General features: G+C 32.6%; 19 protein-coding genes. 7 read left to right on the forward strand and 12 right to left on the reverse strand.

Going from position 1 to position 20,706, the window contains the following annotated elements; translation table 11 throughout:
* Nucleotides 1-28 precede the first annotated feature (28 nt).
* Nucleotides 29-529 carry a glutathione peroxidase gene (locus ABXT66_RS09190; RefSeq protein WP_443643206.1) on the forward strand — a complete coding sequence of 167 codons (501 nt, stop codon included), beginning with the start codon at nucleotides 29-31 and terminating at the stop codon, nucleotides 527-529.
* 41 nt (nucleotides 530-570) lie between these two features.
* Here the strand turns inward: ABXT66_RS09190 and ABXT66_RS09195 are convergent, their stop codons facing one another.
* The 3 genes from ABXT66_RS09195 to ABXT66_RS09205 all read right to left on the reverse strand — a co-directional run bounded on the left by ABXT66_RS09195 (nucleotide 571) and on the right by ABXT66_RS09205 (nucleotide 3,028).
* On the reverse strand, nucleotides 571-1,299 hold the full coding sequence (locus ABXT66_RS09195; protein WP_443643207.1) for a Bax inhibitor-1/YccA family protein: 729 nt from the start codon (nucleotides 1,297-1,299) through the stop codon (nucleotides 571-573).
* A gap of 87 nt (nucleotides 1,300-1,386) precedes the next feature.
* Complete coding sequence (gene rlmN, locus ABXT66_RS09200) at nucleotides 1,387-2,484, reverse strand: 23S rRNA (adenine(2503)-C(2))-methyltransferase RlmN (protein ID WP_443643208.1); 1,098 nt, start codon at nucleotides 2,482-2,484, stop codon at nucleotides 1,387-1,389.
* 28 nt (nucleotides 2,485-2,512) lie between these two features.
* Nucleotides 2,513-3,028, reverse strand: coding sequence for an invasion associated locus B family protein (locus ABXT66_RS09205; RefSeq protein WP_443643209.1), 516 nt, complete (start codon nucleotides 3,026-3,028; stop codon nucleotides 2,513-2,515).
* A gap of 283 nt (nucleotides 3,029-3,311) precedes the next feature.
* Between ABXT66_RS09205 and ABXT66_RS09210 the strand changes: the two genes are divergently transcribed.
* A complete protein-coding gene (locus tag ABXT66_RS09210; protein ID WP_443643210.1) occupies nucleotides 3,312-4,538 on the forward strand; it encodes an argininosuccinate synthase in 1,227 nt (408 codons plus the stop codon).
* A 5-nt stretch (nucleotides 4,539-4,543) separates the two neighbouring features.
* Here the strand turns inward: ABXT66_RS09210 and ABXT66_RS09215 are convergent, their stop codons facing one another.
* The gene (locus ABXT66_RS09215; RefSeq protein ID WP_443643211.1) at nucleotides 4,544-4,771 is read right to left on the reverse strand and encodes a hypothetical protein; all 228 of its coding nucleotides are present in this window, start codon (nucleotides 4,769-4,771) and stop codon (nucleotides 4,544-4,546) included.
* 103 nt (nucleotides 4,772-4,874) lie between these two features.
* Here ABXT66_RS09215 and ABXT66_RS09220 point away from each other — a divergent pair, with 103 nt between their 5' ends.
* Nucleotides 4,875-5,891, forward strand: coding sequence for an NAD(P)H-quinone oxidoreductase (locus ABXT66_RS09220; protein ID WP_443643212.1), 1,017 nt, complete (start codon nucleotides 4,875-4,877; stop codon nucleotides 5,889-5,891).
* Nucleotides 5,892-5,896: 5 nt separating this feature from the next.
* On the opposite strand, the gene ABXT66_RS09225 is transcribed toward ABXT66_RS09220, so the two are convergent.
* The 4 genes from ABXT66_RS09225 to ABXT66_RS09240 are packed head-to-tail and all read right to left on the reverse strand — an operon-like array spanning nucleotide 5,897 to nucleotide 13,615.
* Nucleotides 5,897-7,783, reverse strand: a complete 1,887-nt coding sequence (locus tag ABXT66_RS09225) for a propionyl-CoA synthetase (protein WP_443643213.1) — start codon at nucleotides 7,781-7,783, stop codon at nucleotides 5,897-5,899.
* A gap of 19 nt (nucleotides 7,784-7,802) precedes the next feature.
* Nucleotides 7,803-9,986 (reverse strand): methylmalonyl-CoA mutase, encoded by a 2,184-nt coding sequence (gene scpA, locus ABXT66_RS09230; protein ID WP_443643214.1) that lies wholly within the window; start codon nucleotides 9,984-9,986, stop codon nucleotides 7,803-7,805.
* A gap of 26 nt (nucleotides 9,987-10,012) precedes the next feature.
* A complete protein-coding gene (locus ABXT66_RS09235) occupies nucleotides 10,013-12,085 on the reverse strand; it encodes an acetyl/propionyl/methylcrotonyl-CoA carboxylase subunit alpha (protein ID WP_443643215.1) in 2,073 nt (690 codons plus the stop codon).
* An 18-nt stretch (nucleotides 12,086-12,103) separates the two neighbouring features.
* Nucleotides 12,104-13,615 (reverse strand): acyl-CoA carboxylase subunit beta, encoded by a 1,512-nt coding sequence (locus tag ABXT66_RS09240; RefSeq protein WP_443644735.1) that lies wholly within the window; start codon nucleotides 13,613-13,615, stop codon nucleotides 12,104-12,106.
* A gap of 256 nt (nucleotides 13,616-13,871) precedes the next feature.
* On the opposite strand from ABXT66_RS09240, the gene mce reads away from it, so the two are divergent.
* Nucleotides 13,872-14,303: a methylmalonyl-CoA epimerase gene (gene mce, locus ABXT66_RS09245; RefSeq protein WP_443643216.1), complete on the forward strand. Its 432-nt coding sequence runs from the start codon at nucleotides 13,872-13,874 to the stop codon at nucleotides 14,301-14,303.
* On the opposite strand, the gene ABXT66_RS09250 is transcribed toward mce, so the two are convergent.
* Nucleotides 14,300-14,815: a SprT-like domain-containing protein gene (locus ABXT66_RS09250; protein ID WP_443643217.1), complete on the reverse strand. Its 516-nt coding sequence runs from the start codon at nucleotides 14,813-14,815 to the stop codon at nucleotides 14,300-14,302. The genes mce and ABXT66_RS09250 overlap by 4 nt on opposite strands.
* Before the next feature lie 67 nt (nucleotides 14,816-14,882).
* On the opposite strand from ABXT66_RS09250, the gene ABXT66_RS09255 reads away from it, so the two are divergent.
* From ABXT66_RS09255 to ABXT66_RS09265, 3 genes are all read left to right on the forward strand, one after another.
* Nucleotides 14,883-15,530 (forward strand): ATP-binding cassette domain-containing protein, encoded by a 648-nt coding sequence (locus ABXT66_RS09255; protein WP_443643218.1) that lies wholly within the window; start codon nucleotides 14,883-14,885, stop codon nucleotides 15,528-15,530.
* Between the two features lie 75 nt (nucleotides 15,531-15,605).
* The gene (folE, locus tag ABXT66_RS09260) at nucleotides 15,606-16,220 is read left to right on the forward strand and encodes a GTP cyclohydrolase I FolE (RefSeq protein WP_443643219.1); all 615 of its coding nucleotides are present in this window, start codon (nucleotides 15,606-15,608) and stop codon (nucleotides 16,218-16,220) included.
* Between the two features lie 40 nt (nucleotides 16,221-16,260).
* Nucleotides 16,261-17,706, forward strand: coding sequence for a TrkH family potassium uptake protein (locus tag ABXT66_RS09265; RefSeq protein ID WP_443643220.1), 1,446 nt, complete (start codon nucleotides 16,261-16,263; stop codon nucleotides 17,704-17,706).
* 10 nt (nucleotides 17,707-17,716) lie between these two features.
* Here ABXT66_RS09265 and hslO read toward each other — a convergent pair whose 3' ends face one another.
* Genes hslO through ABXT66_RS09280 form a run of 3 tightly spaced genes read right to left on the reverse strand, consistent with a single transcriptional unit; the run spans nucleotide 17,717 to nucleotide 20,704 of the window.
* Entirely contained in the window at nucleotides 17,717-18,589 is an 873-nt protein-coding gene (gene hslO, locus ABXT66_RS09270; protein WP_443643221.1) for an Hsp33 family molecular chaperone HslO, read from the reverse strand.
* Nucleotides 18,590-18,610: 21 nt separating this feature from the next.
* Entirely contained in the window at nucleotides 18,611-19,504 is an 894-nt protein-coding gene (argF, locus tag ABXT66_RS09275; RefSeq protein ID WP_443643222.1) for an ornithine carbamoyltransferase, read from the reverse strand.
* Nucleotides 19,505-19,507: 3 nt separating this feature from the next.
* The gene (locus tag ABXT66_RS09280) at nucleotides 19,508-20,704 is read right to left on the reverse strand and encodes an aspartate aminotransferase family protein (protein WP_443643223.1); all 1,197 of its coding nucleotides are present in this window, start codon (nucleotides 20,702-20,704) and stop codon (nucleotides 19,508-19,510) included.
* Between the last annotated feature and the right edge of the window lie 2 nt (nucleotides 20,705-20,706).

The following is a 20,706-nucleotide window of genomic DNA, read 5'->3' on the forward strand; positions in this document are numbered from 1 at the left end:
TTTTTTAACAATCATAATTGGAATTTTAATGATTAATCAAGTTACTGCAAATGTATATGAATTTAAGTTCACTTCTATTGATGGAGAAATTATAAAATTAAGTGATTTTAAAGGTAAGCCTATAGTAATAATTAATACCGCTTCATTATGCGGCTTCACAAATCAATATAGTGACATTGAACAGCTTTTCAAAAACTATGCAGATAAAGATTTAACTATTATTGCTGTCCCTTCAAATGATTTTGGTAATCAGGAATTATCCTCTAATAAAGAAGTGAAAGATTTTTGTACTACAAATTTTAATGTGTCTTTTTTACTAACAGAAATAACAAATATTAAAGGTAAGAATGGTCATCCTTTTTTTAACTGGGTTAAAAAAGAAGCGGGATTTCTTGCATTTCCAAAATGGAATTTTTATAAATATTTGATCGACAGAAACGGTAAATTAGTATCTTGGTACGCCAGCGTAACAAAACCAACATCAACAAAAATAATAACAAATATAGAAAAAATAATTTTAGACAAATAAAAAGCCATCCGAAGATGGCTTTTATAAATAAATTTAAACTATTATTCTCTATTTCCTAAAAACATTAATAAGAACTGAAACATTAATATAAAGTCTAGGTACAAAGTTAAAGCGCCTAATACTGACTTTTTTCCAGAAACTTCATTATTATCTCCAGCTAAATACATATTTTTAATTTTTTGAGTATCATATGCTGTTAATCCTGCAAATATCAAAACTCCAACAATAGAAATTATAAAATCTAATTGTGTTGAAGCCATAAATATATTAGCAATCTGCGCTATTATTAGACCAAAAACTCCCATCATCAAAAATGAACCTAGACCAGATAATGATTTTTTTGTTGTGTACCCATATATAGATAAGGCTGCAAATGCTGCCGCAGTTACAAAAAAGGCTCTTACAACTGATGCTCCAGTATACACAAGCAGTAATGAAGAAAGTGATAATCCCATTAATCCTGCATAAACATAGAATAGATTTCTAGCTTTCTCTGCAGAAATACTGTTAAGCTTTGCCGACAAATAGAATACCATACCTAAAGGAGCAAGCATCAAAACCCATTTTAATGGGCTCAAAAAGAAAAGCTCTCCAATAGGAGTTAATGCACCATTTGAGATTGCAAGAAAATTTAATCCCATAGCCATCAAACCAGTTAATGCTAGGGCCGTTGTCATATGATTATAAACACCAAGCATATAAGTTCTTAACCCTAAATCGATTTGGGAAGCCTGAGCATTTGAGCTTGACATAAAACGATTATCATTCATGAAATTTTTCCTTATTTACATTTAATTATCAGATTAATATAGTACTTTAATAACATGTAAGCAATAGTTGCATAAAAATATATTATTTTAAAGAGAATGAACTGGGACAAATTTATTAGCTTGCGATTTTCTAATCTTTTGAGTTTCTGACTTTAATTGACCGCAAGCTGCAAATATATCTTGTCCTCTTGGCTTTCTAATAGGTGATGCAAATCCAGCATCCATAATTATGTTTGCAAATACATCAATATTTTTTTGAGTTGAAGTTTCAAACAAAGATCCAGGCCATGGATTAAAAGGTATCAAATTGATTTTAGATGGAATTCCCTCGATTAATTTTACAAGATTTCTAGCATCTTCTTTAGTATCATTAACGTCTTTTAACATAACATATTCCCACGTAATCCTTCTTGAGTTTGATAAAGCAGGATATTTTTTGCAAGCATCAATTAAATTCTCTAAATTATATTTTTTATTAATGGGCACTAACTTATCCCTAAGTTCATCATTCACCGCATGAAGTGAAATAGCTAAATTAACACCTAAATCTATCCCTGATTTTTCAATCATTGGTACAATGCCTGAAGTGGAAAGGGTAATCCTTCTTCTAGATAAAGAAATACCATCGTCTAACATCATAATTTTTATGGCTTTACTTACCTCGCTATAATTCAATAAAGGTTCTCCCATACCCATCATAACAACATTGGTAACTTTTCTATTATTTTTCCCAGATGGCCAATCATCTAAATGATCCATAACTAACATTAATTGCCCAAGAATTTCACTTGAGTTTAAATTTCTAACCAAAGCTTGTGTACCGGTATGACAAAAAGTACAGTTCAAAGTACATCCTACCTGACTAGACAAGCAAACTGTTCCTCTGTCATCTTGAGGGATAAAGACAGTCTCAACTTCAGAGTTATCTTTAAGCTTAATTAACCACTTTATTGTACCGTCTTTACTGTCTTGTCTTTCGATAATTTCTGGGCGAGATATTACTGATATCTGATTTAAAAGGTTTCTAGTAGACTTAGCAATATTGTTCATATCATCAAAGCAGGTATGTCCGAAACAATAAATCCATCTCGAAATTTGATTGGCTCTAAATTTTGACAACTCATTTAAGGTACAAAAATCCTGTAACTGCTCTAAACTGAAATCTAATAGATCTTGTTTAAACATTCCTATTACTTTCTTATATATGGATATTTCATGAACAGCTTTTATCTATCAGCCTAAGGGCTTTTGTAAATCCCGATAATGAATATGAATCTATGATTTTATTTCCAGGAGATGAAATTCCTGTTACAACAAGCTTTTTCCCTTTTCTCATGGATTGGACTAAGCGCCTATCGATCTTCGAGCTTTCAGACCATGCTCTATCGTCAACTGGAAATAATTTTGTTATTTTTCCATCTACATTGAATATTACATCATTGTTACGTTTAAAATTAAAACCTGCCTTAATTGAAACTTCGTGTTTTTCACCACCTTTTGTATTTGTTACAAAAACAAAAGGTTCACCTCGATTTTCTCTATCAAATTTGCCGGCAGTTTTAATGGGCGTAGAAGTTATAAAGCAAGTTTTACTTTTACTAATTTTAGTTGAATAAGCTTTCCAATATTTTTCAGAACCTAATAATTTAGTTTCTGCCCAGACAACATTAGAAAAAGGTAATGAAAACAATAAAAAAGTTAACAAAATAATTTTTTCAAAATTCTTCATACTTATTCCCACTATATTGCATATCATATGCAATAACCTGACCAGTAAATATTAAATTCTAACTTTAATATGATAAAAAAAGATATAATATGAACAGCCGAATGATAATTAAAACTATCAATGATTAATAAAACTGACAATAGCTAATTGATTAATTTATATTTTTTTTTACAAAAAGTAAAAATTAACTTAAGTATACCCCATAATTTAATTCTATTAGTTTCTTAATAAATATATTTATAGCTTAAATATTTTTGAATTAATTAAGATTAAAGGAAAAAAAATGATCAATACAAATTCTGAAATACATAAAGTAGTTTTAGCCTACTCTGGAGGACTGGATACTTCAGTTATATTAAAGTGGCTTCAAGACACTTACAATTGCGAAGTTGTTACTTTTACCGCAGATATAGGTCAAGGAGAAGAAGTTCAACCGGCAAAACAAAAAGCAGAAATGCTAGGAGTAAAAGAAATTTTTATAGATGACTTGAAAGAAGAGTTTGTTAAAGATTTTGTATTTCCAATGTTTAGAGCAAATGCTTTATATGAAGGTATTTATTTGTTAGGAACCTCTATTGCAAGACCTTTAATCGCAAAAAGACAAATTGAAATAGCGAACTTAACTAATGCTGACGCTGTCTCTCACGGCGCAACTGGTAAAGGTAATGACCAAGTCAGATTTGAAATTGGCTATTATAGCTTAAAACCAGATATAAAAGTAATTTCACCATGGAGAGAGTGGGATTTAACTAGCAGAACCAGTCTAATAAATTATGCTGAAAAAAATCAAATACCCGTTCCTAAAGACAAAAGAGGTGAAGCTCCTTTCAGTGTTGACGCAAACTTATTACACATATCTGCCGAAGGTAAAATTCTTGAGGATCCATGGGTGGAACCAGAAGAATTTGTATATTCAAGAACAAAATCACCTTTTGATGCACCTAATACAATAACTGAAATAGAATTAGAGTTTTTAAACGGAGATCCTGTTGCTTTAAATGGTAAAACTCTATCGCCAGCGTCAATGCTTCATCAATTAAATATTTTGGGAGGTGATAATGGTATAGGTAGAATTGATTTAGTAGAGAATAGATTTGTTGGTATGAAATCTAGAGGAGTTTATGAAACCCCAGGTGGAACTATTTTATTTCATATGCGAAAAGCTATTGAGTCTATTACTCTGGACAAAGGTGCTTCTCACCTTAAAGATGAATTAATGCCTAAATATGCTGAATTAATTTATAATGGATTCTGGTTTTCACCTGAAAGAACTATGCTACAGGCCGCAATAGATGTAAGCCAAAAAAATGTGTCTGGAACAGTTAGAGCGAAGCTTTACAAGGGGAATGTAATTATAACTGGAAGAAAATCACCATTTTCTCTATACAGCGAAAGTTTAGTAACATTCGAAGAAGGTTCAGCCGATTACAATCATTCCGATGCAGAGGGTTTTATTAAGTTAAATGCACTCAGATTAAGAGTTAAAAAAATGATTGAAACTTCTAATTGAATTAACTACTTAATACAAACAGGGCCTGCTGATCCATCTGCAGATAATTGTTTAAGAAAAACTTTCCCGTTTTGAGTTATTGCATAAGTGTTTTTTAATCTTCCTGATTGACAAACAACAGGTTTAACAAATCTGTATTCAGCCTTGCCAGCCTTAGATGATTCTATCAAAAAATTTTTAACGTGTGTTTCTTGCATAGCTACTATAGAATATATCATTATAAAAAATATCATATTATCTCCTTTTAATTTTATATATTCCTTTAAATCAATGGCTATAATATGACAAATCAAGACAAAATTACGGCATTTAAAAATTTATATAATGGAAAAAAATATGAACCAAAATCAATTTAAAATACCACAAGAAATGCAAGCTATTGAGATCTTGGAATTTGGAGGTCCTGAAAATTTAAAAAGTTGTACAAGGCCAACTCCTAAACTTTCAAATGGTCAAGTTTTAATAAAAGTTTTGTTTGCTGGGGTAAATCGGCCTGATTTATTGCAAAGGCAAGGTAACTATAAAGTCCCTGAAACTGCTTCTGATATTCCAGGACTTGAAGTATCAGGCACTGTTGTTGACATAAAAGATACTAATTCAAAATTCAATTTAGGTGACAAAGTCTGTGCCCTATGTCATGGAGGAGGCTATGCTGAATATGTAGCAGTAGATAGTGGCCATTGTATGAAAATACCTTCAACTTTCTCAATGCAAGAAGCTGCGTGCATACCTGAAACGTTTATTACAGTATGGAGTAATTTATTTGTTCGTGGAAAATTGAAAGCCAATGATAAAGTGCTTATTCACGGCGGTGCAAGTGGAATAGGTACTACAGCAATTCAGTTAGCTAAAAGTTTTGGTGCAACAGTGTACGCAACAGCAGGAAACGAAAACAAGTGTTTAGCAGCAGAAAAATTAGGTGCTTCAAAATGTATTAATTACAAAACAAAGCAATTTGAAGATGAAATAATGAAACTTACTAATGGTAAAGGTGTTGATGTAATTCTAGATATGGTAGCTGGAAGTTATGTTCCTCGAAATTTAAAATGTTTAAGTTCTGATGGACGATTAATTATAATTGCTGTTCAAGGTGGAATTAAAGATCAAGTTAATTTTGCTAATATTATGATTAAAAGGCAAACAATAACTGGATCAACATTAAGGCCTCAGTCAAGCCAAGCCAAATCAGAGTATGTTGAAGGTCTAATAGAAGGAGCTTGGATGTGGTTAGAGTCAGATAAAATAAAACCAATTATTCAGCAGGAATTTAATTTGAATCAAGCTAGTGAGGCTCATAAAGCTCTTGAAAACGGAGATCATATTGGAAAGTTTATTATGAAAGTTTCTGATTAAAACTCTCAATATCCTAATGGTTTTATTGCTTTTTTAATTTCGTCAAAAACTAGTGGATTATCTACAGTAGCAGGCATTTCCCAGTCTACATTGTCTGCTATTTTCCTAATCGTAGCTCTGAGTATTTTGCCTGAACGAGTTTTAGGAAGAGCAGACACTACAGCTACTGACTTAAAGGCTGCCACGGGACCTATCTCAGTTCTTACTAAATCTATAATCTCTTTACAAATAACTTCATCAGGTTTGTTACATCCATTGTTTAAACAAACCAGACCTAAGGGTACTTGTCCTTTAAGATTATCTAATACGCCTATAACTGCACATTCAGCAACATCAATATGATTTGATACAGCTTCCTCCATTGCCCCAGTGGATAATCTATGACCAGCAACATTTATTACATCGTCAGTTCTCGACATTATATATAAATACCCATCTTCATCCTGATATCCCGCATCTCCTGTTTCATAGTATCCAGGAAAAGTTGATAAATATGACTCTATATATCTGTCATCTGCATTCCACAAAGTAGGCAAAGAACCTGGAGGCAAAGGTAGTTTAATTGATATGGCTCCTAGAATACCTGGGCCTACTTCCTTACCGTCTTCGGATAAAACTTGGACGTCATACCCTGGCATAGCTAATGTTGGAGATCCTATTTTAATTGGCAAACTTTCTATACCCATTGGATTTGCAGCAATAGGCCAACCAGTTTCTGTCTGCCACCAATGATCTATAATTGGAATTTTTAGTTTGTTCTCTAACCACAGAACTGTATCAGGATCTGCTCTTTCTCCTGCAAGAAATAAAGTTTTAAAATTAGTTAAATCAAAATTTTTAATAAATTCACCATTGGGGTCATCTCTTTTTATTGCTCTTAAGGCAGTAGGTGCAGTAAAAAGGACTTTCACTTTATATTCAGATATAATCCTCCAAAAAGTACTAGCATCAGGTGTTCCAATTGGTTTCCCTTCAAATAGTATAGTGGTACAACCATGAAATAACGGTGCGTAAACAATATAAGAATGACCAACCACCCAACCTATGTCAGAAGCCGCCCAATAAACATCTCCAGCTTCAACATTATAAATATTTTTCATTGACCATTTTAATGAAACAGCATGACCTCCATTATCCCTGACAACTCCTTTTGGCTTTCCGGTTGTACCTGAAGTATAAAGAATATAAAGAGGATCATTCGCGCTTACTTCTATGGGGTCAGCTAATGGAACGTCTTTAATTGCATCGTACCAATCTATGTCTTGATTAATATAAAGTTCTGCCTTTAAAGCTTCACGTTGAAATATTATACATTTATTTACTTTATGTTTAGCTATTTCAATAGCTTTATTTAAGAGTGGTTTGTATTCAATGATTCTATTAGGCTCGTGACCACAGGAAGCTGAAATTATCACTTTTGGTTTACAATCGTCGATACGAATAGCCAACTCATTTGATGCAAATCCACCAAAAACAACTGAATGAACTGCTCCAATTCGAGCACACGCTAACATTGAAACTATTGCTTCAGGTATCATCGGCATATAAATAATTACTCGGTCACCTTTTTGAACACCTTGCTTCAAAAGCGCGCCTGCAAATTGTGATACCTGATACTGCAACTCAGAGTATGATATTTTTCTTTTTACATTTGTTATTGGACTATCGTAAATTATAGCGTCCTGGTCACCTTTACCAGCAATAACATGTCTATCTATGGCATTATAACTTGTATTCAATGTGGCTTCTGGATACCATCTGTTGAAAGGTGTTTTTTCATCATCAAAAATTTTACTTGGTTTTGTGTTCCAATCAATATCCTTACTTAAATTTTTCCAAAACTGAATTGGATTATTCTTCCAACTTTCATAAATATTTTTATATTTTGCCAATTATTTCTCCCTAAAATAACTAGTTATTATTAGTTCTAGATTTCCTATAATTATGCATTCTTATTAATTGTGCTGATGCTTTGTTAATTGTAGTTGACGCTGCAAAAGGAATTGAGGTTCCGGGACCAAATATTGCAGAAACTCCAGCATCATATAAAAAATTATAATCTTGTGCAGGTATTACGCCTCCGCATACAACAAGAATGTCATCTGCTTGCCTTTTCTTAAGCTCATCTATTAATTCAGGTATTAACGTTTTGTGACCTGCTGCAAGAGAAGATACCCCGATGACGTGCACACCTAAGTTTATAGCCATTTCGACAGCCTCTGTTGGTGTTTGAAACAGGGTACCAATTTCAACATTAAAGCCAATATCTGTGAATGCTGAAGCAATCACTTTGGCTCCTCTATCGTGACCGTCTTGGCCTAACTTAGCCATAAAGATTTTAGGACTTTCTCCAGCAATATTTTTAAAATTATCAAGGGCTTTATCAACTTCTATAAAATCATTTTTATTAGTATATGAGTTTTTATAAACATTTTTTACTATTTCTTGTTTAACACCATAACGACCATAAACTTCTTCCAAGGCATATGAAACCTCTCCAACAGTAGCTCTTCCTCGCATTGCAATTATAGCAAGGTCAAGTAAATTTCCTGAATTCTCTTTCGCAGCTTTTTTTAAATTATTAAGAGCATGATAAACCTGATCAGAATCTCTTAGGCTTTTTATTTTCTTCAGCTTTTTTATCTGTTCATCACGTACAGCATTGTTATCTATATCAAGAACGTCAATGGGATCTTGTTGTTCAGATTTAAATTTATTAACACCAACTATAACCTGCTCACCAGAATCTATTTTTGCTTGCCGCTTTGTAGCTGACGTTTCAATTTCAGACTTTGGAAATCCTTCAATAACCGCTACTGTCATTCCTCCCATTTCTTCAATTTTTTCAATCAATTCATTTGCTTTTTCTATTAATTCTTTTGTAAGATTTTCAACAAAATAACTTCCAGCAAGTGGATCAACAGTATCAGCAATACCAGTCTCATTTTGAAGAATTAATTGTGTATTTCTTGCTATTTTAGCTGAAAAATCCGTTGGCAATCCAATCGCCTCATCAAATGAATTTGTATGAAGTGACTGTGTCCCACCTAAAGTGGCAGCTAACGCTTCAATAGTTGTTCTAATTATATTATTATATGGATCTTGCTCTTGAAGACTTGCACCAGAAGTTTGGCAATGTGTTCTTAACATTTGCGATTTTGGATCATTACAATTAAATAGTTTTTTAGTCCACACTGACCATAAATAGCGCGCAGCTCGAAGTTTTGCTGCTTCCATAAAAAAATTCATGCCAATAGCAAAGAAAAAAGATAATCTTGGTGCGAAGTCGTCAACTAATAAACCTGTCTTAGTGGCAGCTCTAATATATTCTATTCCGTCAGCAATTGTAAAAGCTAATTCTTGAACAAGCGAGGCACCAGCTTCTTGCATATGATAACCTGAAATAGATATAGAGTTAAACTTAGGCATTTTCTTAGATGTATAATTAATAATATCAGAAACGATTTTCATTGAAGGTTCTGGCGGGTAAATGTAAGTATTCCTAACCATGAACTCTTTTAAAATATCATTTTGTATGGTTCCACTTAACTCTGAAACATCAACACCCTGTTCTTCTGCTGCCACAATATATCCAGCTAATACTGGAAGAACAGCCCCATTCATTGTCATTGAAACTGACATTTTATCTAGAGGTATTCCATCAAATAAGATTTTCATGTCCTCAACACTATCAATTGCAACGCCAGCTTTACCTACATCACCGTGAACCCTTTCATGGTCTGAGTCATAACCTCTATGAGTTGCTAGATCAAAAGCAACGGATAATCCTTTTTGACCAGAAGCCAAATTTTTTTTATAAAATTGATTTGACTCTTTTGCAGTTGAAAAGCCTGCATACTGTCTAATAGTCCAAGGCCGTCCAGTATACATTGTAGCCTTCGGTCCTCTTAAAAAAGGTTCTGCTCCAGGGTATGAATTAAGATGCTGTATATTCTTTATATCTTCTGAAGTGTATAGTGGCTTAATATTTATTCCTTCTGGAGTTTCAATAAAAATACCATCAATATCTTGCTTTTTAAGCTCTTTAAGAGCATTTCTTTTCCAATTTTCTAAATTAGAATTTTCATCAGTCATTTGGACCTCATAAATTTAATTTTGTTTTATTTTTCAAAATTGAATTCCATTATTGTTTCGTCAACTGATACTATGTCACCTTGTCTAAATTTTATTTTATTAATCATACAATTTTTTTCGGCCAACAAAGTATTTTCCATTTTCATGGCTTCAACTACACATAGAGCTTGACCTTCCTCAACAGTATCACCTTCTTTAACCAATAACTTGATTAGCTTACCAGGCATGGGGCATAAAAGCAGATTTGACTTATCTATAATTTTCATTGGTTTCATATACTTATGATAATTAGCGACATGTTTTGGTAAAATAAGCGCAGATAACGTAATTCCTCTATAACTCAATTCTAGATTTGGAACAGTATTATTAATTCTACATTGAATTAATTCCGGCATGGATTTTTTATTTGTATCAAATAACTTTATATTAGCGGTAACCAATTTGGTGACGTAATTTTTTTGAAGGTTTATCTTGATATAATCATTAATTATGTCTGGTACATTCTTCAACGGTAATGGCTTTATATAAATTTCATGGTTAGATATTAAGGATTTATTAATTTTAAATTGAAAATTTATTGTTTCTGAAGCTATGTTTTTATTCTTTATTTGTACTTCCCATTCTTCTGAAATACCATTATCAATTAAAAAATCTTTGGATAATTCGCTTAAGTGATAAGCTAAAAATAATGTTGATAATATCCATTCCTCGTTTTTATCTAGCACTCGGCCATGAAACCCATTAGGATACTCTTCTTCAATAAATGATGTAGTTAAATCACCAGACTTAAATCTTTTACTTCCTAAAATAGATGATAAAAAGGGTATATTATGATCAATGCCCTCTAATAAAAATTTATCTAACGCAGATTCCATTCTCTCAATAGAAATTTCTCTTGTTTTACCCCAAGAACAAAGTTTAGCAATCATAGGATCATAAAACATGGAAACTTCATCACCTTCCCGAACACCAGTATCATTCCTTGTGATTGAGCCATCATCGTGTGTTTTTTCTTGAGGTGGGTGATATTTTGTCAACCTTCCAATTGAAGGTAAAAAGTTTTTATAAGGATTTTCAGCATATATTCTACTTTCGATAGCAGATCCATTTAGAACTATTTTATCTTGAGTAATTGTTATTTTTTTTCCATACGCTATACAAATCATCTGTTCTACTAAATCTATACCTGTAACTAATTCAGTTACAGGGTGCTCAACCTGTAATCTTGTATTCATTTCTAAAAAGTAAAAATTTTTGTTTTTATCAACTATGAATTCGACTGTACCTGCACTAGAGTAACCCACTTTTTTAGCTAATTTAACTGCTTGATTACCCATTTTTTTTCTAGTTACTTCGTCTAAAAATGGAGATGGCGCTTCTTCAATAACTTTTTGGTTTCTTCTTTGTATAGAACATTCTCTTTCACCTAAATAAATTGTGTTTCCATGTTTGTCAGCCAAAACTTGGATTTCAATATGTCGTGGTTCCGTTATAAATTTTTCAATAAAAATACGTTCGTCACCAAAACTATTAATTGCTTCACTAGTAGCTCTTTCAAACCCATCTGCAACTTCATCTCTTGAAAAAGCAATTCTCATTCCCTTACCGCCACCACCAGCACTAGCCTTAATCATAACTGGATAACCTATTTCGTCAGCTATTTGGACTGCTTTTTCTTTATTTTGAATTACTCCTATATAACCAGGTACAGTACTAATTTCAGCTGCTTTAGCTATTTTTTTTGACTCTATTTTATCTCCCATCGAGGCAATAGCTTTTTTGGAAGGCCCAATAAAAACAATACCTGCATTATCTAATGCTTCTGCAAAGTTAGCATTTTCAGATAAGAAACCGTATCCAGGATGTAACGCATCACATTTTTTATCTTTACATGCCTGTATTATTAGCTCAGGTTTTAAATAACTCTCTGAAGCTGGAGATTTACCAAGATAAACTGTTTCATCAGCCATACGTACATGTTCAGCATATCTATCTGCATCTGAATAAACAGCGACAGTTTTGATGTTCATTTTTTTTGCAGTTTTTATAACTCTACAAGCTATTTCTCCACGATTGGCAATTAAGATTTTTTTAAACATCGTAAACTTCTTTGATTGTTAAAGGGGTATATTACCAAATTTTTTCTTTGGATTACTTTGAGTTTTGTTCTTCAATTTTGAAAAAGCCTGAATTAATCTGAAACGTGAATTACTTGGAATAATAACGTCATCTAAAAATCCTCTTTCAGCTGCTATGAAGGGGTTTGCAAATCTTTCCTCATAATCGAGAGTTCTTTTTTCTATTTTTTGTGGATCATCTAATTCATTTCTGAACAATATCTCAACGGCACCTTTTGCACCCATAACTGCTATTTCTGCAGTAGGCCACGCATAATTTGCGTCTCCCCTGAGATGCTTAGAACTCATAACGTCATAAGCTCCACCATATGCCTTCCTAGTAATAAGCGTTACCTTTGGAGTGGTTGCCTCTGCATAAGCAAACAAAAGCTTTGCCCCATGCTTAATAATTCCTCCATATTCTTGCGTTGTTCCTGGCATGAACCCGGGTACATCTACTAACGTTAAAATAGGTATGTTAAAAGCATCACAAAACCTTACAAATCTGGCTGCTTTTCTACTCGAATCTATATCGAGACAGCCTGCTAAGACCATTGGTTGATTAGCAACCACTCCAATGGTCTGGCCATCTAACCTAATAAAACCAATTAGAATGTTTTTGGCATAATTTTCTTGTAATTCAAAAAAATCATATTGATCTGCAATTGATAGAATAAGTTCCTTCATATCATATGGTAAATTAGGGTTTTCTGGAATTATTGTGTCAAGAGCAAGTGAAATTCTTTTTTTGGAATCTTCTGTTTCTCTATTTGGAACTGGTTCTGCATTGTTGGAAGGAATATAAGTAATAAACTTACGAAGAACTGTTAAAGCCTCAACATCATTATTAAACGCAGCATCTGCCACTGAAGAAATTGTCGTATGAGTTTCTGCGCCTCCAAGTTCTTCGGCAGTAACTTCTTCAGAAGTTACAGTTTTCACAACATCAGGTCCGGTAACAAACATGTAACTTGTACCTTTAACCATAAAAGTGAAATCCGTCATTGCAGGAGAATAGACAGCTCCACCAGCACACGGTCCCATAATCATAGAAATTTGTGGTATCACTCCTGACGCCAAAGCATTTTGCAAAAACACATCAGCATATCCACCTAGAGATTCAACTCCTTCTTGAATTCTAGCACCTCCACTATCATTTAGGCCAACTATGGGCGCTCTGTTTTGAATAGCTAATTTCATTATTTTAACTATTTTTTTTGCATGATCTGAAGATAAGGAACCACCAAAAACTGTAAAATCTTGCGCATAAACGTAAATTAATCTTCCATTTACTTTACCTGAACCTGTTATTACACCGTCACCTGGAATTGTCTTTCCATCCATACCAAAGTCTCTAATACGATGAACAACAAACATATCTGTTTCTTCAAAAGAACCCTCATCCAATAGTGTTATTATTCTCTCTCTTGCTGTAAGTTTTCCTGAAGAATGCTGTTTGTCAATTCGCTTTTCACCACCACCTAAGCGAGCTTGATCTCTTCTAGACTGCAGTTCCAAAATAATTTCTCTGCTTGATTTTTTAATAACTTAGTCCCCCAAAGTGCATAAAATATATATTTATCAAAAATTAAGAAAATTAACTAGTAATAAACATTATTATGTTAGCATTTAATAAATGAAATAAATGACTAAAAAAAGTTAGTTTGATTATAATTTTGGTGTTTTATGCTGTTAAAAGCTTTTTTGAGTAATATTTAGAAAGCAAATAAGAAATTAAATTATTTTACGAATATTTTTAGGAGAGTTTATGAAAGAAATATTATCAGAAATAGGAAGACTTAATCACATTGCTATCGCAGTACCTAATATACAAAAAGCTTCCACTATTTGGAAAAGTGCCTTAGGCGCAAACATTAGCTCAACTCAATCGTTACCTGAACACGGCGTTAAAGTAGTATTCATTGAATCTCCTAATACAAAAGTAGAATTACTGGAACCTTTGAATAAACAGAGCCCTATTACTAAGTTTCTTGAAAAAAATCCAAATGGTGGAATGCACCATATCTGTTATGAAGTGTTTAACTTAGAAAATGCAATAGAAAAACTTATAGTCGCTGGAGTAAAGATTTTAGGTGACGGTATTCCTAAGATTGGCGCTCATGGTAACCCCGTCATATTCCTTAACCCTGGTGACTTCTCAGGAACATTAATTGAATTAGAGGAAATTAAATCAAATTAAATATTTTGCTGATATTGAACAGGAGAACCACATTTTTTACAAATTAAATTTGATTTCCTTCTGTGAACCTTTTGTTCCCAACAATGGTTGGCGCAAAACCTAATCCACTTATAATCTGAAAACTCAAGAGTATGACAACGTTTTGCTGAACATCCTAATTTACTAGCCATTGCTTTCCAAACTTTATCATGTCCATGCTTAGGACCAACTATAGCATGGGCAATTTCGTGAAGTATAGTATCTTGAATATCTTCTTTAGATGAATTCTTTATAAAATTTCTTGAAAATGATATTTTTTTTTCATTAAAATGACAGGCACCAGCTCTAACTTTTGCAAAATCAAGCTCAAGATTCCAATCAAAAAGGTTATTTTTATCCATTTCAGATCTTGCTAAAATTAGAAAGTCTTTAAAGACTTGCGTTTTCTCAACAGTTGTTGTTTTTTTCTTCGTTTGAGGTCTATTTACAGATCCATTTAATATTTTTTTTATTTTTAGAAAATGTTTTATCATATTATCTTTTAAGCAATGTATAAGTTGATATTAGTATATAAATTTTGAATTAAAGGAACCAAAAAAATTGCTTGAATTGAAAAATATATCTTTAAAATGGACCTCTCCTAGAGAGGATGAATTTATCAAGAATTTAAATCTAAAAGTCGAAAAAGGAAAAATTTTAACTGTTTTTGGTGTTAGTGGAGTTGGAAAGTCATCATTAATAAATGTAATTTCTGGAATTTTTGAAGATAATTTATCATTTACAGGCGATATTGTTCTAAATAATAAAAGATTAAACGAAACAGCTCCTGAAAACAGAAGAATAGGTCTTTTGCTCCAAGAAGGATTGTTATTTCCTCATTTAACAGTAAAACAAAATCTTCTTTTTGGTATGAATAAAAATCTCAAAAATAAAGAAAAATCATTATTAATTGAAAATTATTTACAAAAATCAAATATGGATGGATTTCAAGAAAGGTATCCCAACACTCTATCAGGTGGCCAAAAAGCAAGAATTGCTTGTCTTCGGGCTATATTATCAGAGCCTATTGCTTTATTATTAGATGAACCTTTTTCATCTTTAGACCCAGACCAAAGAAATAGCTTTAGATTATTTGTAATCAAGCAAGTTAAGGATAAAAATATTCCATGTATACTTGTAACACACGATGAGAGTGATAAGGCTATTAGCGATTATAAACCTTTGGATTTGAGTTCGTTTCATAGATAAAGATTTTAAATAATATTTCTTTTCTAAAATAATTTTATTTGTTACTTATTATTATTTTAAACTAAAAGGTGTGTAATGAATTCTTCTTTAAATGCTTCAAAAATTATTATTGATGAAGACGTTAAATCTGAAATCTCTGAAGACGAGGCTGAAAAAGCCGTCAAAATATTAATTGAGTACATTGGCGAAGATCCCAATAGAGAAGGTTTATTAGAAACACCTAAAAGGGTAATTAAATCTTTTAAAGAATTTTATGCTGGTTACGATCAAAACCCACAAGAGTTATTGTCTAAAACATTTGAAGATATCGAAGGTTATAATGATATTGTATTATTAAAAAATATAAACTTTGAAAGCCACTGTGAGCATCACATGGTTCCTATTATTGGAAGTGCCAGCATTGGTTATTATCCTGATAAAAGAGTAGTGGGAATTTCTAAATTGGCAAGAGTTTTAGACGCTTTTGCTAAGAGATTGCAAACACAAGAAACGATGACAGCACAGATAGTTGATTGTATTGATAAAGCTTTAAAACCAAAAGGTACTGCTATTTTTATTGACGCAGAGCATCACTGTATGAGCACAAGAGGCGTATCGAAAAATGATGTAACCATGACCACTAACCAATTTAGCGGTTGTTTTTTAGAGAATGTGAATTTACAAGATAGATTTTTGAACATGATCAAATAATTATTACATATTTTTACAATTAGTTTGAAGTAACAATTTTATGAAATTTGCACCAATAATTTATCTAATAGGTATGCTTTTATGCATATTATCATTGTTTATGTTAATTCCTGCATTGGTAGATTGGTTTTATGGAAGCAGAGATTGGCCAGCTTTTATAGCTTCATCTCTTACAACTTTAATTGTTGGAGGGGCTTTGTTTCTTTCTGCTAGAGGCAGTGCTACGGAACATTTAGAATTAAGACAAGCTTTTTTATTAACCAACAGTGCATGGATATCCATTGCTTTATTTGGTTCATTACCGTTTTTATTTTCAGATATTAATATGAGTATTACTGATGCCATTTTTGAATCAACATCTGGTATTACAACAACTGGTGCAACGGTAATTGATACATTAGATTCAACTTCTCATGGAATTTTAATTTGGCGTGCACTGCTTCAATGGTTAGGTGGAGTTGGTATTATTGTAATGGCACTTGCAATTTTACCAATGTTATCAATAGGAGGCATGCAACTTTTTAAAACCGAATCATACGAAACACCTGACAAGGTTGTTCCAAAGGCAGCAAGTTTTGCAGCAGGAATAAGTATAGTTTATATAACATTGACTACCGCTTGGGCGTTTATGTTATGGGGTGCGGGAATGCCAATTTTTGATTCAGTTGCCCATGCTATGACAACTCTTGCAACTGGAGGTTATTCCACAAAGTCATTATCTTTAGCTGCATTTAATTCTTCTACTATTGAGATCATTATAATTTTTGGAATGATTGTAGGCTCTTTACCTTTTGTTCACTATTTATCTATAACAAAAAATGGTTGGCAAAATTTAATTAAAGATGATCAGGTTAGGTGGTTTTTTATTCTGATAATATCAGCAGTTCTGATTATCACTATTTATCTCAATCTTAACAATATCCCTTATCTTGATGCGCTGAGATTAGCTTCTTTTAATGTGATTTCAATTATTAGTGGAACTGGTTTTGGCACATCTGACTTTAATAATTGGGGTGGTTTTCCTACAACTTTACTCTTGATACTCATGTTTGTTGGAGGTTGTGCAGGTTCAACAACTTGTGGACTTAGAATGGCCAGAATTCAAGTTTTAGTTGCAAATGCAAAAGCACAAATATCTAAACTCATAAGACCTCACGCAGTGGTAGTTTCTTATTACAACCAGAAACCAATACCTGAGAACGTAGCTGAATCTGTTATGGGTTTCTTTTTTCTTTATATAATTTCCTTTGCAATTCTTGCTTGTTTGTTAGGAGGATTAGGTTTAGATCTAATAACATCTATATCTGGAGCCGCTTCAGCGATTGGTAACGTTGGTCCTGGATTAGGTGATATTATAGGTCCATCAGGCTCTTATAAATCAATTCCAGACATTGGAAAACTATTTTTGTGCGCTGGCATGATTTTAGGAAGATTAGAAATATTTGCTATATTAGTGATGTTTTCTCCATTATTTTGGAAAAATTAAAATCCAGTTATCACACATAATTAAAAGATCTTTCCATTTTACAAAACTCACATATTACTTTGATGTTTCCTTTTTCGTCTGCAATCTCATTTAATTCATCTTTATTTAAATTTTTTATAGCTAACTCTACTTTCTCTTTTGAACATCTACATTTATCTTGAACAACTATTTCATCATATACGGTTACACCAACTTCATTAAATAATCTAAAAAGAATATCCCTAGATGTTAAGGAAACAGATAAGCACTCTTCTTTTTTTAAAGTTGACAAAAAATTTAATGAATTTTCCCAAACTTCTTTATTTTCTTCTTCATCCATATCTGTTTTATTAGGCAATTTTTGAAGCATTATTAACCCAGACGGAAATAATTTTTCTTTAGACGAACATTCAGAACCATAATTGTTAAAAACAACAAATTTAGTTTCCAGTTGTTCTGAATTATTAAAATATAACTCTGCAGACTTAGAAATACTTTTATCTTCAAGAGCAACAATCCCTTGATACCTTTTAGAGTATTTACCTTGATCCAATGTGAAGGTTATATGACCAGAAACCATTAATGAAATTAAGTCTTTATCTTGAATTGTCAAATCTGTGTTGAAACCGACGTATCCTCGGAGAAATCCATTGTTTGTTACATCAGAAAATAAAGTATGAACTTCCCCAGTACCTTTAGCTTGAATAGTAAATACACCATCATGCTTCATTCTAGAACCTAAACACGCAGTTATAGTTAAAGTATCCGCAAGTAGACTCTCGATATTTTGGGGATACTTATGACGTTTGATAATATCTGATACTGCTGTTCCAAGTCTTACGATGCTGCCTCTAACTCTATTACCGCCTAATTGAAATGGAATTATGTGATTATCAAGTTTCATGTGATTTTGACTATAATAAAATTAATTTGAATTCAAACAGAAATGCATAATCGCTTTTTGTGCATGCAATCTATTTTCTGCCTCATCAAAAACAACAGATTGTTTTCCTTCAAGAACCTCAGAACTAACTTCTTTGTCACGATAAGCAGGCAAACAGTGCATAAAAATTGCATTGTCTTTTGCCTGTCTCATAATATTTTTATTGACTTGAAATGGTAAATATATTTCTTCAGAAACAGATCCTTCATCTCCCATAGACTGCCAAGTATCAGTAATAACACAATCAGCTCCTTCAGAAACTTGAAGTGGGTTATGATTGATTTTAATTTTTTTATTTATTTTATTGGCCCAGGAAATAGTATTTAAATTAGGTATAATTCCTTTGGGACAACCTATATTTAGTTCAAAGTCTAGTATAACAGATGCTTCAATCCAACTTTGTAAAACGTTATTACAATCACCAAACCAAGCAATTTTTTTATTTTTAAGGTCACCCAAATGTTCTTTAATTGTAACTAAATCAGCAACAACCTGACATGGATGGCTGAAATCAGTCAAAGCATTAATAACTGGAAGATTTGAAACTTTGGAAAATTTCTTTATCTGATCATGCCCAAAACATCTAATTACAACCATATCAGCATATCTCTCCAGAACTCTGGCTGTGTCTTCAATAGTCTCTCTTTCACCCAATTGCATTTCTTTTTCATTGAGTAAATAAGTCATTCCACCAAGCTGGTTTATACCAACTTCGAAAGAAATTCGAGTTCTAAGCGAAGGTTTTTCAAAAATCAATACAACGTGCTTATCTGTCATAAATTTTGAATGCTCTTGATTTTTCCATTTTATGGATAATGAAATTATATCTAATAATTGATCTTTTGATAGATCTTTTAAATCTATGAAATTAGGCATATTTTATTTTTTCTTAATCTCGAGAATTACTTGATTAAGCAACTCAAAAGCCATATTAATCTCTTCTTTTGAGGTGTTTAAAGGAGGTAACAATCTAATAGTGTTTTCAGCAGCTCCTACTAATAAAAGACCTTTTTCTCTAGCAATATTTCCAAAATCTGCTGCTGTATAGTTTTCGTTTAACTCGAAACCTCTTAACATTCCAGAACCTTTTTTTCTAACAATTACAGAAAAATTATTCTTATCATTTAAAATCAATTCATCCATTTTATTATCAAAATACCTAATGGTATCTCTTAAAGATTGTAAAAAACCGTCTTCTAATAAAAGATCAAGAACAGCGTTGGCTGATCGCATGGCTAATGGATTACCTCCAAATGTACTTCCATGAGTTCCCGGAACCATGGCGTCTCCTACTTCAGCTTTTGCCATTACAGCACCAACAGGAAAACCACCGCCAAGTCCTTTAGCTAGAGCAATTATATCTGGTTCAATTTCTTCTTGTTGATAGGCAAATAATGTTCCTGATCTACCCATACCTATTTGCACCTCATCTGAAATTAATAAAGATCCATTTTCTAAAGCTATATCCTTTAATAATTTAAGATAACCGTCGGGAGCTTTCCTAGCTCCTCCTTCACCTTGGACAGGTTCAACTAAAATAGCTGCAACATGCCTACCTATAAGTTTTTTTAAACTTTCTATATTACCCCATTCTACATGAGTAAATCCTTGAGCAGATGGCCCGAAGCCTTCTCTAAATAAAGGTCTATCGTTAGCAGCTAACATAGCAAGAGTTCTTCCATGAAAAGCACCTGTTGCGCATAAAATCTCAGTTCTGTCTTTTTCACCATTTGCCCACGCATACCTTCTTGCAACTTTAACAGCACCTTCAGTAGCCTCCGCACCAGAATTACAGAAAAAAACCCTTTCAGCACATGAGTTAGCAACAAGTTTTTCTGCCACCACCTCTTGTTCTGGAATTCTGTATAAATTTGAAGTGTGCCAAAGCTTATTTGCTTGCTCTGTAAGAGCTTCAACCAACTTTGGATGACAATGCCCAAAAGCATTCACAGCTATGCCACTAGCATAGTCTAAAAATCTATTGCCATCTTCAGAAAACAGAAAACTGCCTTTACCATGTGTAAAAGCGATATCTATTCTTCCATAGGTTGTCATGATTGACGGGCTTATAGCCATTA

Origin of the sequence: Candidatus Levibacter sp. Uisw_134_01 (assembly GCF_047717795.1) — a bacterium.
In the GTDB taxonomy this organism is placed as follows: Bacteria; Pseudomonadota; Alphaproteobacteria; order Puniceispirillales; family Marisalimonadaceae; genus Marisalimonas.